Raw genomic sequence first — 19,081 nt, forward strand, 5'->3', positions numbered from 1 at the left:
GTAAAAAGGAGTGAAACGTCGTCGTTGTTCACTCCCCCCGCTAAGCTAAGCCGCATGGCTGAGAAATCAACTGCTGGCAAAGTCCTCACCATCCAGCAGGGCTACGAGTTGGAAGGGCCGGTCATTGAGCTTGGGGCGGCAATCGTCGACGGCGAGTTGCACAAGGAGGCACCTGTCAGACTGCCCCTCGCCATGATGAACCGGCATGGCTTGGTGGCAGGCGCAACAGGCACCGGCAAGACCGTTACGTTGCACATGATGGCCGAGCAGTTGTCTACCGCGGGGGTGCCGGTATTTCTTGCGGATCTCAAAGGCGACCTGTCAGGACTGGCCACCGCCGCCGTCGCAAGTGAAAAACTGCGCCTGCGCACGGACGGGATCGGCCAGGCATGGTCGGGCAAGACTTTCCCGGTTGAATTCCTGGCGCTAGGTGGCGACGGGATCGGCATCCCCGTCAGGGCGACTGTCACCTCTTTTGGGCCTATCCTGCTGTCCCGGGTCATGGAGCTGAACGATACGCAGGAATCCAGCCTGCAGTTGGTTTTTCATTTCGCCGACAAGAACAACCTGGAACTGATCGATCTGAAGGATCTTCAGGCCGTCATCCAGTTCCTCACGTCACCGGAAGGCAAGCAGGAGCTGGCCAGTCTCGGCGGACTATCCAAGGCCACCGCAGGGGTCATCCTCCGGGAGCTGGTCTCCTTGGAAGCGCAAGGCCTGGAGAAGTTCTTCGGCGAACCGGAATTCGACTCAGCCGAGCTTCTCCGCATGGCGCCGGATGGGCGTGGCGTCATCTCCTGCCTCGAACTTCCAACATTGCAGGCCAAGCCCATGCTCTTTTCAACGTTCCTCATGTGGCTTCTGGCTGACCTTTTTGAAGAACTGCCGGAGGCCGGCGACCTGGACAGGCCCAAGCTTGTCTTTTTTCTCGACGAGGCGCACTTGCTCTTCAACGACGCGTCCAAATCTTTTCTGCAGGCGATCACCACCACCGTTCGGCTGATTCGGTCCAAAGGAGTCGGGATCTTCTTTGTGACCCAGGCTCCGAAGGACCTTCCCGCCGATGTTCTGGGGCAACTTGCCAACCGGATTCAACATGCCCTCCGTGCCTACACGCCGGAGGACGCAAAGGCACTCAAGGCCACTGTCTCCACGTTCCCCCTGAGCGATTACGACCTCGAGGAAATCCTGACCTCCGCCGGGATCGGCGAGGCCGTGGTCACTGTGATGAACGAGAAAGGCGCCCCGACTCCTGTGGCGCTGACGAGGCTTCGTGCCCCTGAATCCGTGATGGGTCCGAGCTCGACGGAGCTCCTGACCAGCACCGTGGCAAGCTCGTCCCTGCTCGCAAAATACGCAACGGCCGTTGACAACGTCTCAGCTTACGAAAAAATAGCCGGCAGATCTGCTGCCCCCACCGGGCCAGCAGCGCCTGGCCTGCCGCCGACTCCTTTCGAACCGGACGGCGTTCTCAGAGAACCGGACGGCGTTGCGACCTCCGGCGTCGAGACTTCCGACATCGACGCCGAGGCCCGCCGAATTGAGGAGGAGATCCTGGGCCGCCCCAGCAGCAGGGCGCTTCCGAACGACGGGGAGGTTCCTACCCCGGAGCCGCAGGCAGCACCCGCTCCGCGACCACGCGCTGGCGGGACGAATGGCGGGCTGTCAGGAGTTCTTGGCGATGCCCTGGGTGGCGGGCTCAAGAGTATGGCACGTTCCGTCGGGACCCAGCTGGGGCGAGAACTGTTGCGCGGCGTCTTCGGCACCTCGTCGAGGCGCCGCCGCTAAGTCATGACGCTGAGTCGACGGCGTTGATTCAGCAGGAGCTCGTCCCTCATCCCCCTGCCGCAAAGAGCGCCAGTAGGGCCCTGTTGACCCTGCCTTTCGTCATACCGACGACACTCTTCACCGGGATATCCGCGCCTTACAGGTAACGTAAGGTAAGTGCAGATGAGTCAAGCGTTGGTGAAGATCGCGGCCGGGTGGCTGTTGGGTCTTATGCTCGCCGTCGCCGCTGCCGTTGTAGCAGTCAACCTCGTGAACGATTCCGTCGCCAGTCCACAGCAGCCTGTGAGAGAGTATCTGGACGCTTTACACAAGGGCGACGGCGGAAGGGCCCTGGGATTGTTGAGGGCATCCGTACCCGAGAGCAGTGCCGCGATGTTGGACGGATCAGCCTTGCAAACCGCGGCGGCAAGGATCTCCAACGTCAAGCTGGGCAAGGAAGAGGTCCAGGCAGACGGCCAGGTGAAGGTCCCGATGGACTACACCATTGACGGCAGCAAGCTCCATACCGACTTCCTGCTCGAAAAAACCGGAACACACTGGCTTTTCTTCGACACGTGGGCCTTTGTGCCCGCGCCTCTTCCCGTTCTGGATGCAACGGTAGTGAATTCAAGCGAGGCAACGCTGAACGGTGTGCCCGTGAACATGCCGAATGGGCGCAACTCCTTCGCCGTCTTCTATCCCGGCGAGTACGAGGCCAGCCTCAACGACGAATATTTTTCGGCACCACCAACAAAGGCCACGGTATCCGGGCGGGATGTACCTCCCGCGCCGTTGAACCTGTTGACCCAGGCCACTGACGGGCTGAAGGAAGCCGTGAGCGGCAAGGTCAAGGAGTTCCTGGATACGTGTGCCGCCGGAGCCGTGGAGCAGCAACGACTCCAACCGGACTGCCCGTTCTATCACGCCACCAACAACCGGGTTACCCCTGGCACCATCAAGTGGGAGATTACCGAGTATCCCAAGGTGTCCGTCGAGCCCTTCGGCGGGCAATGGGTGGTGTCACCTTTGGATGGCAAGGCCAGAGTCACAGCGCAGCAGGAGGATCTGTTCACGGGCCAAATTTCGGAGCTGAACGTCATTCAGGACTTTAGCTTCACAACCCGCCTGGACATCGGCGCCGACAGCATCACCGTTACGCCCATCCTGACTTATTGACCGCACGCCCTTGGGTGCAAGGCGCGGAAACAGGGCGGGGACCGGTCGCGGGTACCGGTCGACGGCGGTACTCGCCGACGGCGGGCCGTCCCCAGAACGGCCGCCGAAGACCGCAGGACGGCCTCTGGCGGCGGCCCACCGTCCAGTCTTCCTAGTCCATGCCGCGCAGATCCAGCACGAGTTCCGTGTCGCCGTCGGGCTGCAGGAGAACGGGGATACCCCAGTCCTGCTGATACAGGTGGCAGGCAGCGTGGTCAGGGATCTCGCCGTCGGCCGTCTCAGGACCGTCACAGGCCGCAGCGCGCGCCGTGATGTGCAGAATCCCCTCCGGGATATCGGAGGCAAGCTCCAGCGTGCGGAGCAGGCCCACAGAGGTTCCGGCCCCGGATACCAGGAGCTCAGGGGGTGTGGAGGAAATCTTCAGCTGGGTGGGGTCACCCCAGCGGTCATCCAGCTTTTGCCCGGTGGGAGCCGTGAATCGGACCGTTAGCTCCATGGGCCCAGGCGCCACGGGGCTCTTGGGCCGGTGGGTCTGCACAGCGCCCTCGTCCACCTGCTGTGCTTCCTTGGGAATCGGGACGTAGACCAGTTGGTGTTTGTTGGCTTCAACCACCACCAGCAGGGGCTCACTTCCCGCGACCTGGGTGTGATCCACGATGACGTCGGACGGCTCCGAAAGTCCCCGGGCCAGAGTGGAGACCGTGCCGGCCACGGGGTCGTAACGTCGTACTGCCCCGTTGTAGGTGTCGGCGATAGCGACGGAACCGTCAGGCAGTACCGTCACGCCGAGGGGGTGCTGCAGGCGGGCGGCGGAGGCCTCTCCGTCACGAAAGCCGAAATCGAACAGGCCCTTGCCAACGGCGGACTGCACCGTGACAGAGCCGGAATCGTCAATCACCAGTTTGCGCAGGGCAGAAGTCTCAGAATCCGCTACCCAGATGTTGCCGTCAGCGTCTTCAGCCAGGCCTGAGGGCTGGGCGAACCATGCCTCATGCGCATCGCCGTCCAGGAGGCCTTCAAGTCCGTTTCCGGCGAGGATGGAGACGGCGCCTGAGCGGGGGTTGAAGCCGAAGATCTGGTGCACGCCGGCCATCGCGATCACGACAGCATCCAGTTTGCTGGACCACACCACATCCCAAGGTGAGCTGAGCGAGACATCCAGGGGGTGATCCCCCAGGGACCCGCCGAAGCCCGCGCCGTCCTCGTCCACTCGGGCGGGGCCGGTTTCGAGGAGACGCTGGACGCCGTTGCCGACGATCGTCCTCACCGTTCCGTCCGTGAGTGAGAGTCCGCGCAGGCGATGGTTGACGGAGTCGGCAATGACGACGTCGTATCCTGCTTCGACGGCAACGTCTTCCGGCAGCAGAACAAGGCCCTGGGGCTCGTTGAAGCGGGCCGTTGCGTCCGGACCCGCGCCAGGGCCGTCTTCGTGGCCCTTGATCCCGGAACCAAAAGTACCCAGGACGGTCTGGAAGTCGGTATCGAGTTCCACCAGACGGTGGTGACCGGTATCAGTCAGGAGCCAGGATCCGACGTCGGATGGCGTTCCGGTGGCGTCTCCGGCCGCAGTTCCACGCCCGGCAGGCAGGTACAGCGCCTTGCCCGGGAAACGCAGGGTTCCCGACGTCGGCTCCGGAGCCACGTACGGACCGTTTCCGCGGTGCAGCGTGCCCTTGTCCTCGTGCGTGGCAATGAGTTCAGGGATTAGCACGGACAGGCCGTCAGCATGGCCTTCGCCGGACAGATGGGCCACGATGTAGCCCTCGGGGTCAACCACCACCAGCGTCGGCCAGGCGCGGGCAGCGTAGGCCTTCCACGTTTCCAGCTCGGGGTCGTCCAGGACCGGATGGTGGATGTCGTAACGCTCCACTGCGGCCGCAAGGGCCACAGGATCGGCCTCGTGCTCGAACTTCGGCGAGTGCACCCCGACAGTGACGAGGACGTCGGAGTACTGCTCCTCGAGAGGCCGCAGCTCATCCAGTACGTGGAGGCAGTTGATGCAGCAGAAGGTCCAGAAATCCAGTAACACGATCTTGCCGCGCAGTGATTCCAGGTCCAGTGACTTTCCACCCGTGTTGAGCCAACCCCTGCCCACGAGTTCAGAGGCGCGGACCCGGAGGTGGGTGCGTACGGTGTCGCTCATCAGCGTCCTTCCAGCTTTTGGTTTCGTTCGGCAACCTTGGCATCACGCTCGGCCAGCTTGGCAAACATATCGTTGTAAGCAGTCAGATCGGCGTCGTTATTCCTGTCCGCCGCCCGATCGGTCCGCCGGGTCTCCCGTTCATCGGAGCGGGACCACATCACTGCGACGCCGATCGCCACCAGTAACGTGGGTACCTCGCCGATTCCCCACGCCACGGCACCTCCTGTTTGCTGGTCAAGGAGGGCTGGCTGTCCCCAGGACCTGCCCAGGTTGCCGAAGTAATCAGCGGCCAGCAAACCGGTGCCGCCCATGATGGAAACACCGAAGAAGGCGTGGAAGCCCATAGTCGCCAGGAGCAGCAGGAGCCGCATCGGGTAAGGGGCACGCTGAGGCAACGGATCAGTACCGATCATGGTCAGCACGAAAATGTAGCCGGTCAGTGCGAAGTGCAGATTCATGAGTTCATGGCCCACATGCTCCCGCATGGCAAAGCTGAAGGCATCGGAGAAATAGAAAAGGACAATCGAACCGGCAAAGTTGGCTGCCGCGAAGAGTGGGTGAGTGACCAGTTTCGAGAAGCGGGAATGCACAAACAGCAGCAGCCATTCCCTGATCCCGCGCGAACCGTCAGAGCGGGCAGGCAGGGCGCGCAGGGCAAGAGTCACCGGCGATCCGAGCACCAGGAAGATGGGGGCTACCATGGTCAGCGCCATGTGGTCCACCATGTGCGCCGAGAAAAGCACACGTCCATAGACCGACGGCGCACCGGACGTAACGTAGGTCAGGATCAGAAGACCGATGACCCAGTTGATGGTGCGGAACCAGGACCATTTGTCACCGCGCCGCAGGACTTTCCGCACACCGAGGATGTAGGCCGCAAGCCCGAAGACAGCCACGGTGATCCACAGCCAGTCCAACCGCCACTCGGTGAGCCAGCGCTCCGGGGTCAGCTCGGGTGGAAGCTCGTAGCCGGTGAGGATGAAGGCAGGTGAGGCGTTGGGGGCGTACGTTGTGGGCTGGGGCGGGGCTGAACGTGCCAGAGCGACGGCGATGCCCGACGTCGCACCCATGATCAACAGTTCCGCTATGACCAGCTGCCAAAGAACCCGCCGGGTTGAAAGCGCGGCTCCTGCCCGGCTCAGCTGCGGGATGATCCACTGCCGGTGCATGAGTCCAATGGCGCCCAGCACCAGCGTGGCAATGGCTTTGGCCACCACCAGCTGGCCGTAAGCCGAGCCGAACAGATCGTTCCAAGTGGTGAGGCGGATGCTGGCGTTGATCACGCCCGAGGCGAAGACCAGGACAAAGGCGAAGCCGGCAAGAGCTGAAAACCGGCGGAGTACGGCTTCGGTGATGTCGGTCTTTCCTGCCGGTTTGGAGCCGGTAAGGATTCCGGACAGGGCCGCCAACATGATGATTCCGCCCACCCAGGCGGTTACTCCCATCACGTGCAGGCCCAAGGAGTTGATGGCGCCCTCGTGATCGCTCGAACTGGAAGAGTGGCCGACGAGGGCTGGCGGCACCAGGCCGACCAGCGCCAGTATGAGGGTCAGCGCCAGGCCTGTGAGGGACCGCACGCCAAACAGTGAGGTGGTGACCACGGCAGCGATGATGACGACGGCCAGCCATGCCCGGCCCGTTTCGATATCCGTCATGAAGTACGCCAGGGCGCGCGTGAATTCTGCGTCTCCTGCGACGGCTTGGCCGGCGACATCCGAGTAAGTAAGCACCAGGACGGCGATGGCGGACAGAGTCCACGCCACACCGGCCGCAGCGGCCACAGCCAATGCCCTCGTAAAGGCAGGGTGCTCCGGCGATTCGTTGTCCCTGGAGCGGGATCCGCCGACGGATCGGGGCAGGATGGCTACCGCGAAGATGAGCCCACCGATTACTGTGGCCAGCGAGACGTTATGGGCGGCTTTGCTGATTGGCAGCCCCCACCGGACAAAAGCTCCCGGATCGGAGACGTCACGGGCGGTTGCAGCCCCCGAGAAAAGCAGTGCCGCTGCCAGGCCGAGAATTACTGCGAGCAGGCCTCCCAACAGCCACGGCCTTGAGACGCCGAGGACGCCGGCGGCTCCCCGCTGCCCTTCTGAGGGTGGCAGCGTTGGGGCTGTGGAGGGGGATTTTGATGCGGAAGGCACCTATCCATTGTCCGCTACACCGGTGAACTCCGCGAATCGGGGGGTCTGGTGATGGGGGTCTGCGGGGGGCGAGGCAAATAGCGGCGTGGGTTAAACGGCAAAGGAGCGGCAGCCCGTAGGCCGCCGCTCCCTCTAAGCCTGGAAGAAGACTCTACTTTTTGGAGACAGCAGCCTTCAGCTTGGAGCCTGCCGTCAGCTTGACGCTGTGGCCAGCGGCGATCTGGATGGTCTCGCCGGTCTGCGGGTTGCGGCCGGTGCGGGCAGCGCGGTCGGTACGCTCAACTGCGAGCCAGCCCGGGATGGTGATCTTTTCGCCCGAGGCGACAGAGGTCTCGAAAACCTCGAACAGTGCATCCAGCACGGAGTTGACGGCTGCCTGGCTGGTGCCGGCCTTGCCTGCTACCTCTGCAACAAGTTCACTACGGTTCTTAGCCATTTATGTCCTCCTGGACGGTCATGATTCTGGAGCCTGCATGCGGCATGCGTACAAGCCACTGTTCGAAAACTTACCAGCTTGCCGCGAGGAGGGCTGCAAATTCCGCGTGTTTCCGCCACTTTTTGAGGAAAAACACGGGAAATCTCCCCTTTCGAGGGCATATTTCGCCCAGAGCGGACGCTCCCTCACCTTTCGCAGGTCGTAGCCTGACGCTCCCTCACCTTTCGCAGGTTCTGGCCTGACGCTCCTTCACGTTTCGCAGGTTCCGGCCTGATGCTCCTTCACATTTCGCCGGTTCCGGGGTCGGGAGGTGAGGGAGGGTTGCCCTGTTGCCCGCGGGAGGTGAGGGAGGGTTGCCCTGTTGCCCGCGGGAGGTGAGGGAGGGTTGCCCTGTTGCCCGCGGGAACTGGGCGAGGGCTGCCCGGTTCGTGGTTGGGGGGGTTAAATGAGGGAGAGCCCCAACCGTGTGTGGTTGGGGCTCTCGACCCTTTTTTAATGGTTGTCCGGCGGTGACCTACTCTCCCACACCCTCCCGGGTGCAGTACCATCGGCGCTGTGGGTCTTAGCTTCCGGGTTCGGAATGGGACCGGGCGTTTCCCCCACGCTATGACCGCCGTAACCCTGTGTCCCGTACCCCTGGGGGTGGGAAATCTGGTGGTTACAACATGTTCTCTCTGCCCTTTGGGGGGCAGGTGTGGTGTTGTTATTCAGTTGTGTTCCCTTGTCAGCAAACCGGTGGTGCGGGTTTGTTGGTTGGGAACCACATAGTGGACGCAAGCAGTCTTGTTTTCTTTTTACCGCCCCCTGGGTGCAAACGCTTTTGAAGTTCGTTTGCGGGGGTGGTGTGTGGTGTAAGTTATCGGCCTATTAGTACCGGTCAGCTTCACGAGTCGTTAGTCCTCGCTTCCACATCCGGCCTATCAACCCAGTGGTCTGGCTGGGGGCCTCTCACACACAAGGTGTATGGAAATCTCATCTCGAAGCGAGCTTCCCGCTTAGATGCTTTCAGCGGTTATCCCATCCGAACGTAGCTAATCAGCGGTGCACTTGGCAGTACAACTGACACACCAGAGGTTCGTCCGTCCCGGTCCTCTCGTACTAAGGACAGCCCTTCTCAAATTTCCTGCGCGCGCAGCGGATAGGGACCGAACTGTCTCACGACGTTCTAAACCCAGCTCGCGTACCGCTTTAATGGGCGAACAGCCCAACCCTTGGGACCTACTCCAGCCCCAGGATGCGACGAGCCGACATCGAGGTGCCAAACCATGCCGTCGATATGGACTCTTGGGCAAGATCAGCCTGTTATCCCCGAGGTACCTTTTATCCGTTGAGCGACGGCCATTCCACAATGTACCGCCGGATCACTAGTCCCGACTTTCGTCCCTGCTCGAGATGTCTCTCTCACAGTCAAGCTCCCTTGTGCACTTACACTCGACACCTGATTGCCAACCAGGCTGAGGGAACCTTTGGGCGCCTCCGTTACTTTTTAGGAGGCAACCGCCCCAGTTAAACTACCCATCAGGCACTGTCCCTGACCCGGATTACGGGCCGAAGTTAGATGTCCAAAGTGACCAGAGTGGTATTTCAACGATGACTCCACCCGAACTGGCGTCCGGGCTTCAACGTCTCCCACCTATCCTACACAAGCCACTCCGAACACCAATACCAAACTATAGTAAAGGTCTCGGGGTCTTTCCGTCCTGCTGCGCGTAACGAGCATCTTTACTCGTACTGCAATTTCGCCGAGTTTATGGTTGAGACAGCGGGGAAGTCGTTACTCCATTCGTGCAGGTCGGAACTTACCCGACAAGGAATTTCGCTACCTTAGGATGGTTATAGTTACCACCGCCGTTTACTGGGGCTTGAATTCTCAGCTTCGCCTTGCGGCTAACCGGTCCTCTTAACCTTCCAGCACCGGGCAGGAGTCAGTCCGTATACATCGTCTTGCGACTTCGCACGGACCTGTGTTTTTAGTAAACAGTCGCTTCCCCCTGGTCTCTGCGGCCCCTGCACGCTCCGGACAGCAAGTGTCCATCACGATGGGGGCCCCCCTTCTCCCGAAGTTACGGGGGCATTTTGCCGAGTTCCTTAACCATAATTCTCTCGATCGCCTTAGTATTCTCTACCTGATCACCTGTGTCGGTTTGGGGTACGGGCGGCTAAAACCTCGCGCCGATGCTTTTCTAGGCAGCATAGGATCACCGAATCCCCCCTTACGGGAGTCCCATCAGATCTCAGGCATCATGAACGGCGGATTTGCCTACCGTTCGCCCTACATCCTTAGACCGGGACAACCATCGCCCGGCTCGGCTACCTTCCTGCGTCACACCTGTTAATACGCTTACCTCCCAGGATCAGGTCCCGCGCTCCACCAAAAACCTCACACCACAAGGGTGATCGGTCAGGTCTCGGGCGGTTAGTATCCCCTGTTCAGCATGGACGGTTTTTCGCCGGTACGGGAATATCAACCCGTTGTCCATCGACTACGCCTGTCGGCCTCGCCTTAGGTCCCGACTTACCCAGGGCAGATTAGCTTGACCCTGGAACCCTTGATCATTCGGCGGACGGGTTTCTCACCCGTCTTTCGCTACTCATGCCTGCATTCTCACTCGTGTAGGCTCCACCGCTGGTTTACACCGCGACTTCACTGCCCACACGACGCTCCCCTACCCATCCAGACGCCTGAACCACAAGGGCTTAGCAAAAATCTGAATGCCACAACTTCGGCGGTGTACTTGAGCCCCGCTACATTGTCGGCGCGGAATCACTTGACCAGTGAGCTATTACGCACTCTTTTAAGGATGGCTGCTTCTAAGCCAACCTCCTGGTTGTCTTCGCAACTCCACATCCTTTCCCACTTAGCACACGCTTAGGGGCCTTAGTTGGTGGTCTGGGCTGTTTCCCTCTCGACTATGAAGCTTATCCCCCACAGTCTCACTGCTGCGCTCTCACTTACCGGCATTCGGAGTTTGGCTGACGTCAGTAACCTTGTAGGGCCCATCGGCCATCCAGTAGCTCTACCTCCGGCAAGAAACACGCAACGCTGCACCTAAATGCATTTCGGGGAGAACCAGCTATCACGAAGTTTGATTGGCCTTTCACCCCTACCCACAGCTCATCCCCTCCATTTTCAACTGAAGTGGGTTCGGTCCTCCACGACGTCTTACCGTCGCTTCAACCTGGCCATGGGTAGATCACTTCGCTTCGGGTCTAGATCACGCCACTGCAACGCCCTGTTCAGACTCGCTTTCGCTACGGCTTCCCCACACGGGTTAACCTCGCGACGTAACACTAACTCGCAGGCTCATTCTTCAAAAGGCACGCCGTCACAACTACACAGCAAGCTGCGGCTGCTCCGACGGATTGTAAGCACACGGTTTCAGGTACTGTTTCACTCCCCTCCCGGGGTACTTTTCACCTTTCCCTCACGGTACTGGTCCGCTATCGGTCATTAGGGAGTATTTAGGCTTATCAGGTGGTCCTGACAGATTCGCACGGGATTTCTCGGGCCCCGTGCTACTTGGGATACTCTCCAGGCGGTACACAACATTTCGGTTACGGGGCTCACACCCTCTCTGGCCGGCCTTTCAAGACCGTTCACCTATGCCCGTACTCTCACCTCACTGTCCCGGCAGAGACAGAACGGAAAGTCCCACAACCCCGACCATGCAACGCCCGCCGGCTATCACACATGGAACGGTTTAGCCTGATCCGCGTTCGCTCGCCACTACTAACGGAATCACTGTTGTTTTCTCTTCCTGCGGGTACTGAGATGTTTCACTTCCCCGCGTTCCCTCCACGCACCCTATGTGTTCAGATGCGGGTCACCAGATCACTCGCGCGTCTGGCGGGGTTTCCCCATTCGGACACCCTGGGATCACAGTCCGGTTATCGACTCCCCCAGGCTTATCGCAGATTCCTACGTCCTTCTTCGGCTCCTAATGCCAAGGCATCCACCGTGTGCTCTTAAAAACTTGACCACAAAAGATCAAAAAAACATTTCGAGAGAACCTATGGAAACCACACCACAAACACAGCCACACCAAACCCCGAAGGGAACAGCACAACCACATCCGCAGCACAGATCCAGGTTCATATTCTTGGAAATTGCTTCTTATAAAAGATGCTCGCGTCCACTATGTAGTTCTCAAACAACAACCCCATGCCACACACCCCACACACACCCCCACCAAAGGGAGCAAAAAACGTGCATGATCGGTCCGACCAGGAAACCAGAAACAAACAAACCCGGACAAAGAGTCACCCCTTCCCCCGGCCCTGTTGCCTCAGGACCCAACAGTGTGCCAAACACCACCCAACAACCCGCACCGGAAACCTTCCTGAACCCCGCACCCCACCCCAACAAAGGAGAAGAGCAACCAGGATCCGTACTAATAACCGGCCCGTGCCACCAGGCACCTATTCGTTGATATTCCACCCTTGAGCACCCACCGCAGAACAATCGCCTGCGCAATGGGCCTTTACTCCTGACAACCCCTCCACACTCACATACATGAGGCAAGGTGACTGTAGGTGCTCCTTAGAAAGGAGGTGATCCAGCCGCACCTTCCGGTACGGCTACCTTGTTACGACTTAGTCCCAATCGCCAGTCCCACCTTCGACAGCTCCCTCCCACAAGGGGTTAGGCCACCGGCTTCGGGTGTTACCAACTTTCGTGACTTGACGGGCGGTGTGTACAAGGCCCGGGAACGTATTCACCGCAGCGTTGCTGATCTGCGATTACTAGCGACTCCGACTTCATGGGGTCGAGTTGCAGACCCCAATCCGAACTGAGACCGGCTTTTTGGGATTAGCTCCACCTCACAGTATCGCAACCCTTTGTACCGGCCATTGTAGCATGCGTGAAGCCCAAGACATAAGGGGCATGATGATTTGACGTCGTCCCCACCTTCCTCCGAGTTGACCCCGGCAGTCTCCTATGAGTCCCCACCATCACGTGCTGGCAACATAGAACGAGGGTTGCGCTCGTTGCGGGACTTAACCCAACATCTCACGACACGAGCTGACGACAACCATGCACCACCTGTGAACCGGCCCCAAAGGGGAAGGACTGTTTCCAGCCCGGTCCGGTCCATGTCAAGCCTTGGTAAGGTTCTTCGCGTTGCATCGAATTAATCCGCATGCTCCGCCGCTTGTGCGGGCCCCCGTCAATTCCTTTGAGTTTTAGCCTTGCGGCCGTACTCCCCAGGCGGGGCACTTAATGCGTTAGCTACGGCGCGGAAAACGTGGAATGTCCCCCACACCTAGTGCCCAACGTTTACGGCATGGACTACCAGGGTATCTAATCCTGTTCGCTCCCCATGCTTTCGCTCCTCAGCGTCAGTTAATGCCCAGAGACCTGCCTTCGCCATCGGTGTTCCTCCTGATATCTGCGCATTTCACCGCTACACCAGGAATTCCAGTCTCCCCTACATCACTCTAGTCTGCCCGTACCCACTGCAGAACCGGAGTTGAGCCCCGGTCTTTCACAGCAGACGCGACAAACCGCCTACGAGCTCTTTACGCCCAATAATTCCGGATAACGCTTGCGCCCTACGTATTACCGCGGCTGCTGGCACGTAGTTAGCCGGCGCTTCTTCTGCAGGTACCGTCACTTTCGCTTCTTCCCTACTGAAAGAGGTTTACAACCCGAAGGCCGTCATCCCTCACGCGGCGTCGCTGCATCAGGCTTTCGCCCATTGTGCAATATTCCCCACTGCTGCCTCCCGTAGGAGTCTGGGCCGTGTCTCAGTCCCAGTGTGGCCGGTCACCCTCTCAGGCCGGCTACCCGTCGTCGCCTTGGTGAGCCATTACCTCACCAACAAGCTGATAGGCCGCGAGTCCATCCAAAACCACAAAAAGCTTTCCACCCCCCACCATGCGATGAGGAGTCATATCCGGTATTAGACCCAGTTTCCCAGGCTTATCCCAGAGTTAAGGGCAGGTTACTCACGTGTTACTCACCCGTTCGCCACTAATCCAGGAGCAAGCTCCCTTCATCGTTCGACTTGCATGTGTTAAGCACGCCGCCAGCGTTCATCCTGAGCCAGGATCAAACTCTCCGTTGAAGTAAAACAAAAACGAAACACAACCAGGAACCACGGGAAAACGCGGAAACCCGGCCGCACAAAATTTGAAACCAGCCAAAAAAACCAGACCATCCACGGGGTGGACAACCTGGCCAATTCAACCAATCAATAAAACAATTGGTATCAACAAACTTGGCACACTATTGAGTTCTCAAACAACAGACACACCCGGCACCACCACAACCAAAACCCAGCCGTGGATCGCTCCGGAGCAACTTTTCAAACTTACCCGGTTTCCTAATGCTTTGCAAATCAGCGTTTCCGCGATGTCAGCTTCAGATAACCGGCCCCGCCTGTATACGGCACGCAAATCAGCGAACCATTTTTCAGGCTGTTTTCAGGGGGTTGGCCGCTCTCCGGTAACCAGCTCTTCGCTGGTCTCCCTCGCGGCGACTTAGAAAACAATACACGCAGCCCATCCGCAACACAAATCAGCTCCGCACACGTCAGAGGGGTCCCAGAATCCCCGGAAAACCAAGGATTTGGGACCCCTCCTGAACGTACGGCGGCGGAAATCAGCCGGGCGCCGCCTTTATGGCGTGAGTCACATGGGGCCTACATCCCGGCGGTGAGCACCACCGTGAAATCAACATCCCGGGGAGTTAGCTGGTAGGGCTCCAGTGCTCCCGGTCCACAGGCTGCGGTGCCAACGCCCTCCCGGGCAGCATCCAGGTAGATGTAGCTCCGGCCGTCGCGGCTCAGATCCTCGCGATGCGTCGCGGCGTCCAGCACTTGCTGGCTGTACGGACGGACGGTGAGCGCAAAGTCGTTACCGGCGATACTGAGCGATCCGGCGTCGAGCTCCAAGGAAGCCGAACGTACTCCCGACCTTGCCCCCGCTTCCTGAGGCCGAACATACTCGACGTCCATCTCATCCAGGGGAAGTGCATACCACCCCAGGCGAGTGCCCTGGCCGGTATCCGGGTAGCTTTGGTACGGGCCCTGGCCGAACCACTCGACGTTCTGCGTTTCGGCTCCCAGGATCAGCTCAACTCCAACCCTGGCCCAGCGGACTGCGTTCCCCCGGTCTATCCAGTCCCCGTCGGGGCGAACGGACGTGTTCAGGCTTACGCTGGTGCCGTCACTGGTCCACGCGTAGTCCACCAGCACGCCGTACTGCTTGTCCGCTGGAGCCATCCGGGTACGGACCAACAGCATCTCCCCGCCGTCTTCAGCTGAAACGGCCGAAATGCTGATCAGCCGGGAATGGAGCCGGTTTAGTCCCGCGTCCAACCAGCGCCGTTCTATTGTGCGGGGGTCCGTGTCGCTCCATTCCCTGCCCAGATCGTTGTCAGTGGGGGCGCGCCACAAGGTGACTTTCATCCCCTCCACGGACAGGTCGCCCAACCGCCTCAGCTCTCCGGTGATGCGGTCAAAAGCGGCCGGGCCGAGCCGAAGTTCGTTGCCTTCTTCCTGAACAGACGCGTGCGCTGTGAGCGTGCCAGGACCGTTGAGGTTGGCGGCTGCTTGGCCCCAGGCGATCTCATGACCGGCATCGGCCCAGTCGGTGTCCTCGCCCAGAACAGCGCTGACGGTCAGAACCGCCGGACCGCCGGCAGGGAGCTGCAGCAAGCCGGCAGGCAGCTCAACAAACACATCTTCGCCCGGCGCCACAGGCGCCAAGGCGACGCTCCCCCCGTCGAGCGTCACGCCGTCGGCCACCACTGCGTACCGGAAGCTGAAGGCAGATGTGTCAGCGAAATCGAAGCCGTTGCGCAGAGTGAAGCCGGACCAGTCCACCGCTACAGAAAGCGTGAGGGGTTCGATGACCTTCTTGAAATCCAACAGTCCGGGCCGGGGCTTGCGGTTGGCGTCCACGAGGCCGTCGGTCACAAAGTTGCCGTCGTGAATTTCCTCACCAAAGTCACCGCCGTATGCAAACTGCTCCCGACCGTCGGCTCCAGTAACGGTAATGCCGTGCTCCAGCCACTCCCACACAAAGCCGCCCATGAGACGTGGGTAGCGGTCAAACAGTTCCTGATACTCGGTCATTCCGCCGGGTCCGTTGCCCATGGCGTGAACGTACTCACACAGGACGAAGGGCATGGCCCGGCGACGCGTATCAAGGGCAGGATCCTCGAGGGGTTCCTCCACGCCCTGGCCGATCAGCTCGGTCTCCGCGTGGGTCGCGTACATCCGCGAGTAGACATCCACATAGGCGCAGCTCCAGTCGCCTTCATAGTGGATGGGCCGTGACGGATCCCGGTGCTTCGCCCAGCGTGACATTGCAGCAAGGTTCCTACCTGCACCAGCCTCGTTGCCGAGCGACCACATAATCACCGAAGCGTGGTTCTTATCCCGTTCCACGGTGCGCCGCATCCTGTCCAGCAACGCGGCCTCCCACTGAGGATCGTCGCTGGGGTTTTGCTTCCAACCACCGCTTTCAAACCCGTGGGTTTCGAGGTCGCACTCGAGGACCACATAAAAGCCGAGCTGGTCAGCAAGGGCCAGAAATTCGGGATGAGGCGGGTAGTGGGATGTCCGGATGGCATTGATGTTGTGCTGCTTCATGAGCCGCAGTTCGCTGACCATCAGCTCCCTGGGCACCGCACGGCCCAGTTTGGGGTCGTGCTCATGGCGGTTCACGCCGCGGAGCAGGATGCGCTTGCCGTTCACCTTGAACTGGGCGTCCTCGATGCTGATCGAGCGGAATCCGAGCTGAAGCTCGATGGACTCAGCTGCGGTGCTGACGCTGGCCCGGTACAGCTTTGGTGCCTCAGCCGACCAGGGTTCTATTCCGGGAATCACGTGTTCTGCGCCGGCACCGAGTTCCAGTCCCAGCTCCGGAATACGCACGACGGCGTCAATCGCCTCACCGTCCCGGCTCGCCTCCACACGAAGGATTCCTTCGCCCCGCAGGTGGTCGAACTCAGCGTGCACAAAGACGTCGTCGATTCCTCCTGCCGGCCGAGCCTGGAGGGTGACGTCCCGGAATATGCCGGGAAGCCACCACATGTCCTGATCCTCAAGGTAGCTTGCTCCGGAGAACTGGGCTACCTCGACGGCAAGGACGTTTGCACCTTCAGCCAGAGCGCCCGCGACATCGAATTCATGGGCCAGCCGACTGCCGCGCGTGGTGCCAAGGCGTTGGCCATTCAGCCACACCTTTCCTGCAGATTCAATGCCGTCGAAGCGGAGCACAGCCCGAGGGAAAAATTCCGGGCCGGCCGTGAATTCAAAAACGTGCTGCCCGATGGGGTTGGCTTCCGGAATCTGGGGCGGCTCAACAGGGAACGGGTACTGGATGTTTGTGTATGCGGGGCTGCCGTGGCCGTGCATTGACCAGCTTGACGGCACAGGCAACTCTGTGAAGTCGGATAGGTCCTGGCCCAGTTGCCAGCTATCCTCGGGTGCTGTCCTGATGCCCGGTAACAGCCGGAACTGCCATGTTCCGTTCAGCGACAGCCGGGCAGCATCACTGTCAAGGAACGCTCTGGCCGGAAGTGTCCCTTCAGCCGGGGCAACCGATGCCAGCGCTGCCACGCGTCCCCCGCCGAGTTCCAGGTGGCGTTCCACCATGGAGGTGGTGGGCTGGAGCGGGGACTGCTGAAGATCCCGTGCGTCGGGCAATGATTCGACTGACATAAGTGTTCCTCGTCTCGCTGATTCTGCGGGATTCGTTGGTGGATTGTGGAAACGTGAACGTTCACGGACTGGGTACAACAGTACGGCAGGTCAAGAACTTTGGCCATAGTTCGCACGGGATTTCCTGGTCAGGCGGACTGCCTCACCACCAGCCGATGCCGAAGCGTAAGGCGCGCCTCCGCACTCCCGGCAGTCAGGGATCCAGCCAACAATCCGTCAAGGAGTTCGACGGCGGTGCGGCCCACCTCCCGAAGGTCCAACGACAGTGTGGTCAACTCGGGAGACAATTGTTCTCCGAGTGGAATTCCGTCCATTCCGATGACCAGGCAATCTTCGGGAACCCTCTTCCCGGCATCCGCCACCGCCTTCAGCACCCCCGACGCCACAAGGTCATTGAAGGCAACAATTCCAGCAATCCCAGGTTGCTGCGCAAGGAGATCCCGCACGGCAGTACGAGCGGCAGATGCCGACTCCTCAACCGCCACAGCCGAGCAATCGAAAGCATCACCATAGGATTCCGCGAGTACAGCAGCGAAGGCCCTGCCCCTGGATGTGACGAACCCACCACCGCTGCCCGGCCCGTGGGGGAGTATTTCCGCGCTGCTGGCCATACCCGGGACGTGAGTGTCCGGGTCCGGCTTTTCGGGGCCACGGATGGAGTCTACGTACGCGATCTGCCGGCGACCGGCACTCCACAAGCGCCTGATCGCCAGTTCGGCCGCATGCCGGTAGTCAAAGGTAATGGCACCGGCGGCTGAGCCGGGTTCCTCATCCAGGACAATCAACGGCCGCCGGCCCAGGACCGATTGGGCCTGACCTGCGTAGCCGCCCAGGTACCCAATCACGGCATCCACGTGCGGGGCGAGATGCTCGACGGCGTCAAGGCCGTTACGTCCCCCATGGCCGTAGTCATCCATAACCACCTGCCATCCACGCTGAGTGGCCTGCTCCACCACGCTCGAGGCGAAAGCGGGAAAGTAGGGGTTGGTGAGATCCGGGATGGCCAGGCCTACCGAAGTCCGTGCCCCTTGCACCAGGCCCTTGGCGAACCGGCTCGGGGTGTACCCAAGTTCCTTGGCCAGCTCCTGGATACGCTGACGGGTTTCCGTTTTGATGCCCGGCATGTCGTTCATGGCGCGGGTGACGGTTTGTCGTGAAACACCTGCAGCGGCAGCGACGTCCAGGATGGTGGCTCGCTGGGAGCGGCGGCCAGCAGGGGTTTGGGTCATGCTCGTAAGTCTAGGGGCCAGCTACGGCGGTCCGGGTTTGCCTGGCCTGACGCTCCTTCACGTTTCGCCGGTTCTGGCCTGACGCTCTCTCACGTTTCGCAGGTTCCGGCCTGATGCTCCTTCACATTTCGCCGGTTCCGGGGTCGGGAGGTGAGGGAGGGTTGCCCTGTTGCCCGCGGGAGGTGAGGGAGGGTTGCCCTGTTGCCCGCGGGAGGTGAGGGAGGGTTGCCCTGTTGCCCGCGGGAACTGGGCGAGGGCTGCCCGGTTCGTGGTTGGGGGGGTTAAATGAGGGAGAGCCCCAACCGTGTGTGGTTGGGGCTCTCGACCCTTTTTTAATGGTTGTCCGGCGGTGACCTACTCTCCCACACCCTCCCGGGTGCAGTACCATCGGCGCTGTGGGTCTTAGCTTCCGGGTTCGGAATGGGACCGGGCGTTTCCCCCACGCTATGACCGCCGTAACCCTGTGTCCCGTACCCCTGGGGGTGGGAAATCTGGTGGTTACAACATGTTCT

The 19,081-nt window shown here is 60.5% G+C and carries 7 protein-coding genes and 4 rRNA genes; 2 read left to right on the plus strand and 9 right to left on the minus strand.

The window, feature by feature from the left end; genetic code table 11:
- Nucleotides 1–54: 54 nt before the first annotated feature.
- Together M1D88_RS19555 and M1D88_RS19560 are read left to right on the plus strand one after the other, a co-directional pair.
- On the plus strand, nt 55–1,788 hold the full coding sequence (locus tag M1D88_RS19555) for a helicase HerA-like domain-containing protein (protein ID WP_458112378.1): 1,734 nt from the start codon (nt 55–57) through the stop codon (nt 1,786–1,788).
- A 162-nt stretch (nt 1,789–1,950) separates the two neighbouring features.
- The gene (locus tag M1D88_RS19560) at nt 1,951–2,943 is read left to right on the plus strand and encodes a hypothetical protein (protein WP_458112379.1); all 993 of its coding nucleotides are present in this window, start codon (nt 1,951–1,953) and stop codon (nt 2,941–2,943) included.
- A 151-nt stretch (nt 2,944–3,094) separates the two neighbouring features.
- Here M1D88_RS19560 and M1D88_RS19565 read toward each other — a convergent pair whose 3' ends face one another.
- From M1D88_RS19565 to rrf (M1D88_RS19605), 9 genes are all read right to left on the minus strand, one after another.
- On the minus strand, nt 3,095–5,086 hold the full coding sequence (locus M1D88_RS19565; protein ID WP_458112380.1) for an NHL domain-containing thioredoxin family protein: 1,992 nt from the start codon (nt 5,084–5,086) through the stop codon (nt 3,095–3,097).
- A complete protein-coding gene (locus M1D88_RS19570; protein WP_458112381.1) occupies nt 5,086–7,230 on the minus strand; it encodes a cytochrome c oxidase assembly protein in 2,145 nt (714 codons plus the stop codon). Before M1D88_RS19570 ends, M1D88_RS19565 begins: the two co-directional genes overlap by 1 nt.
- Nucleotides 7,231–7,381: 151 nt before the next feature.
- Nucleotides 7,382–7,666, minus strand: a complete 285-nt coding sequence (locus M1D88_RS19575; RefSeq protein WP_247046834.1) for an HU family DNA-binding protein — start codon at nt 7,664–7,666, stop codon at nt 7,382–7,384.
- A 501-nt stretch (nt 7,667–8,167) separates the two neighbouring features.
- A 5S ribosomal RNA gene (gene rrf / locus M1D88_RS19580) occupies nt 8,168–8,284 on the minus strand.
- A gap of 228 nt (nt 8,285–8,512) precedes the next feature.
- Nucleotides 8,513–11,646, minus strand: a 23S ribosomal RNA gene (locus M1D88_RS19585).
- 564 nt (nt 11,647–12,210) lie between these two features.
- Nucleotides 12,211–13,734 (minus strand): 16S ribosomal RNA (locus M1D88_RS19590).
- Together the 16S, 23S and 5S rRNA genes form the textbook arrangement of a ribosomal RNA operon.
- A 576-nt stretch (nt 13,735–14,310) precedes the next feature.
- On the minus strand, nt 14,311–17,340 hold the full coding sequence (locus M1D88_RS19595) for a glycoside hydrolase family 2 TIM barrel-domain containing protein (RefSeq protein ID WP_458112382.1): 3,030 nt from the start codon (nt 17,338–17,340) through the stop codon (nt 14,311–14,313).
- 128 nt (nt 17,341–17,468) lie between these two features.
- On the minus strand, nt 17,469–18,569 hold the full coding sequence (locus M1D88_RS19600; protein WP_458112383.1) for a LacI family DNA-binding transcriptional regulator: 1,101 nt from the start codon (nt 18,567–18,569) through the stop codon (nt 17,469–17,471).
- Between the two features lie 341 nt (nt 18,570–18,910).
- Nucleotides 18,911–19,027, minus strand: a 5S ribosomal RNA gene (gene rrf / locus M1D88_RS19605).
- Nucleotides 19,028–19,081 lie beyond the last annotated feature (54 nt).

This window comes from Arthrobacter sp. R1-13 (assembly GCF_054161475.1).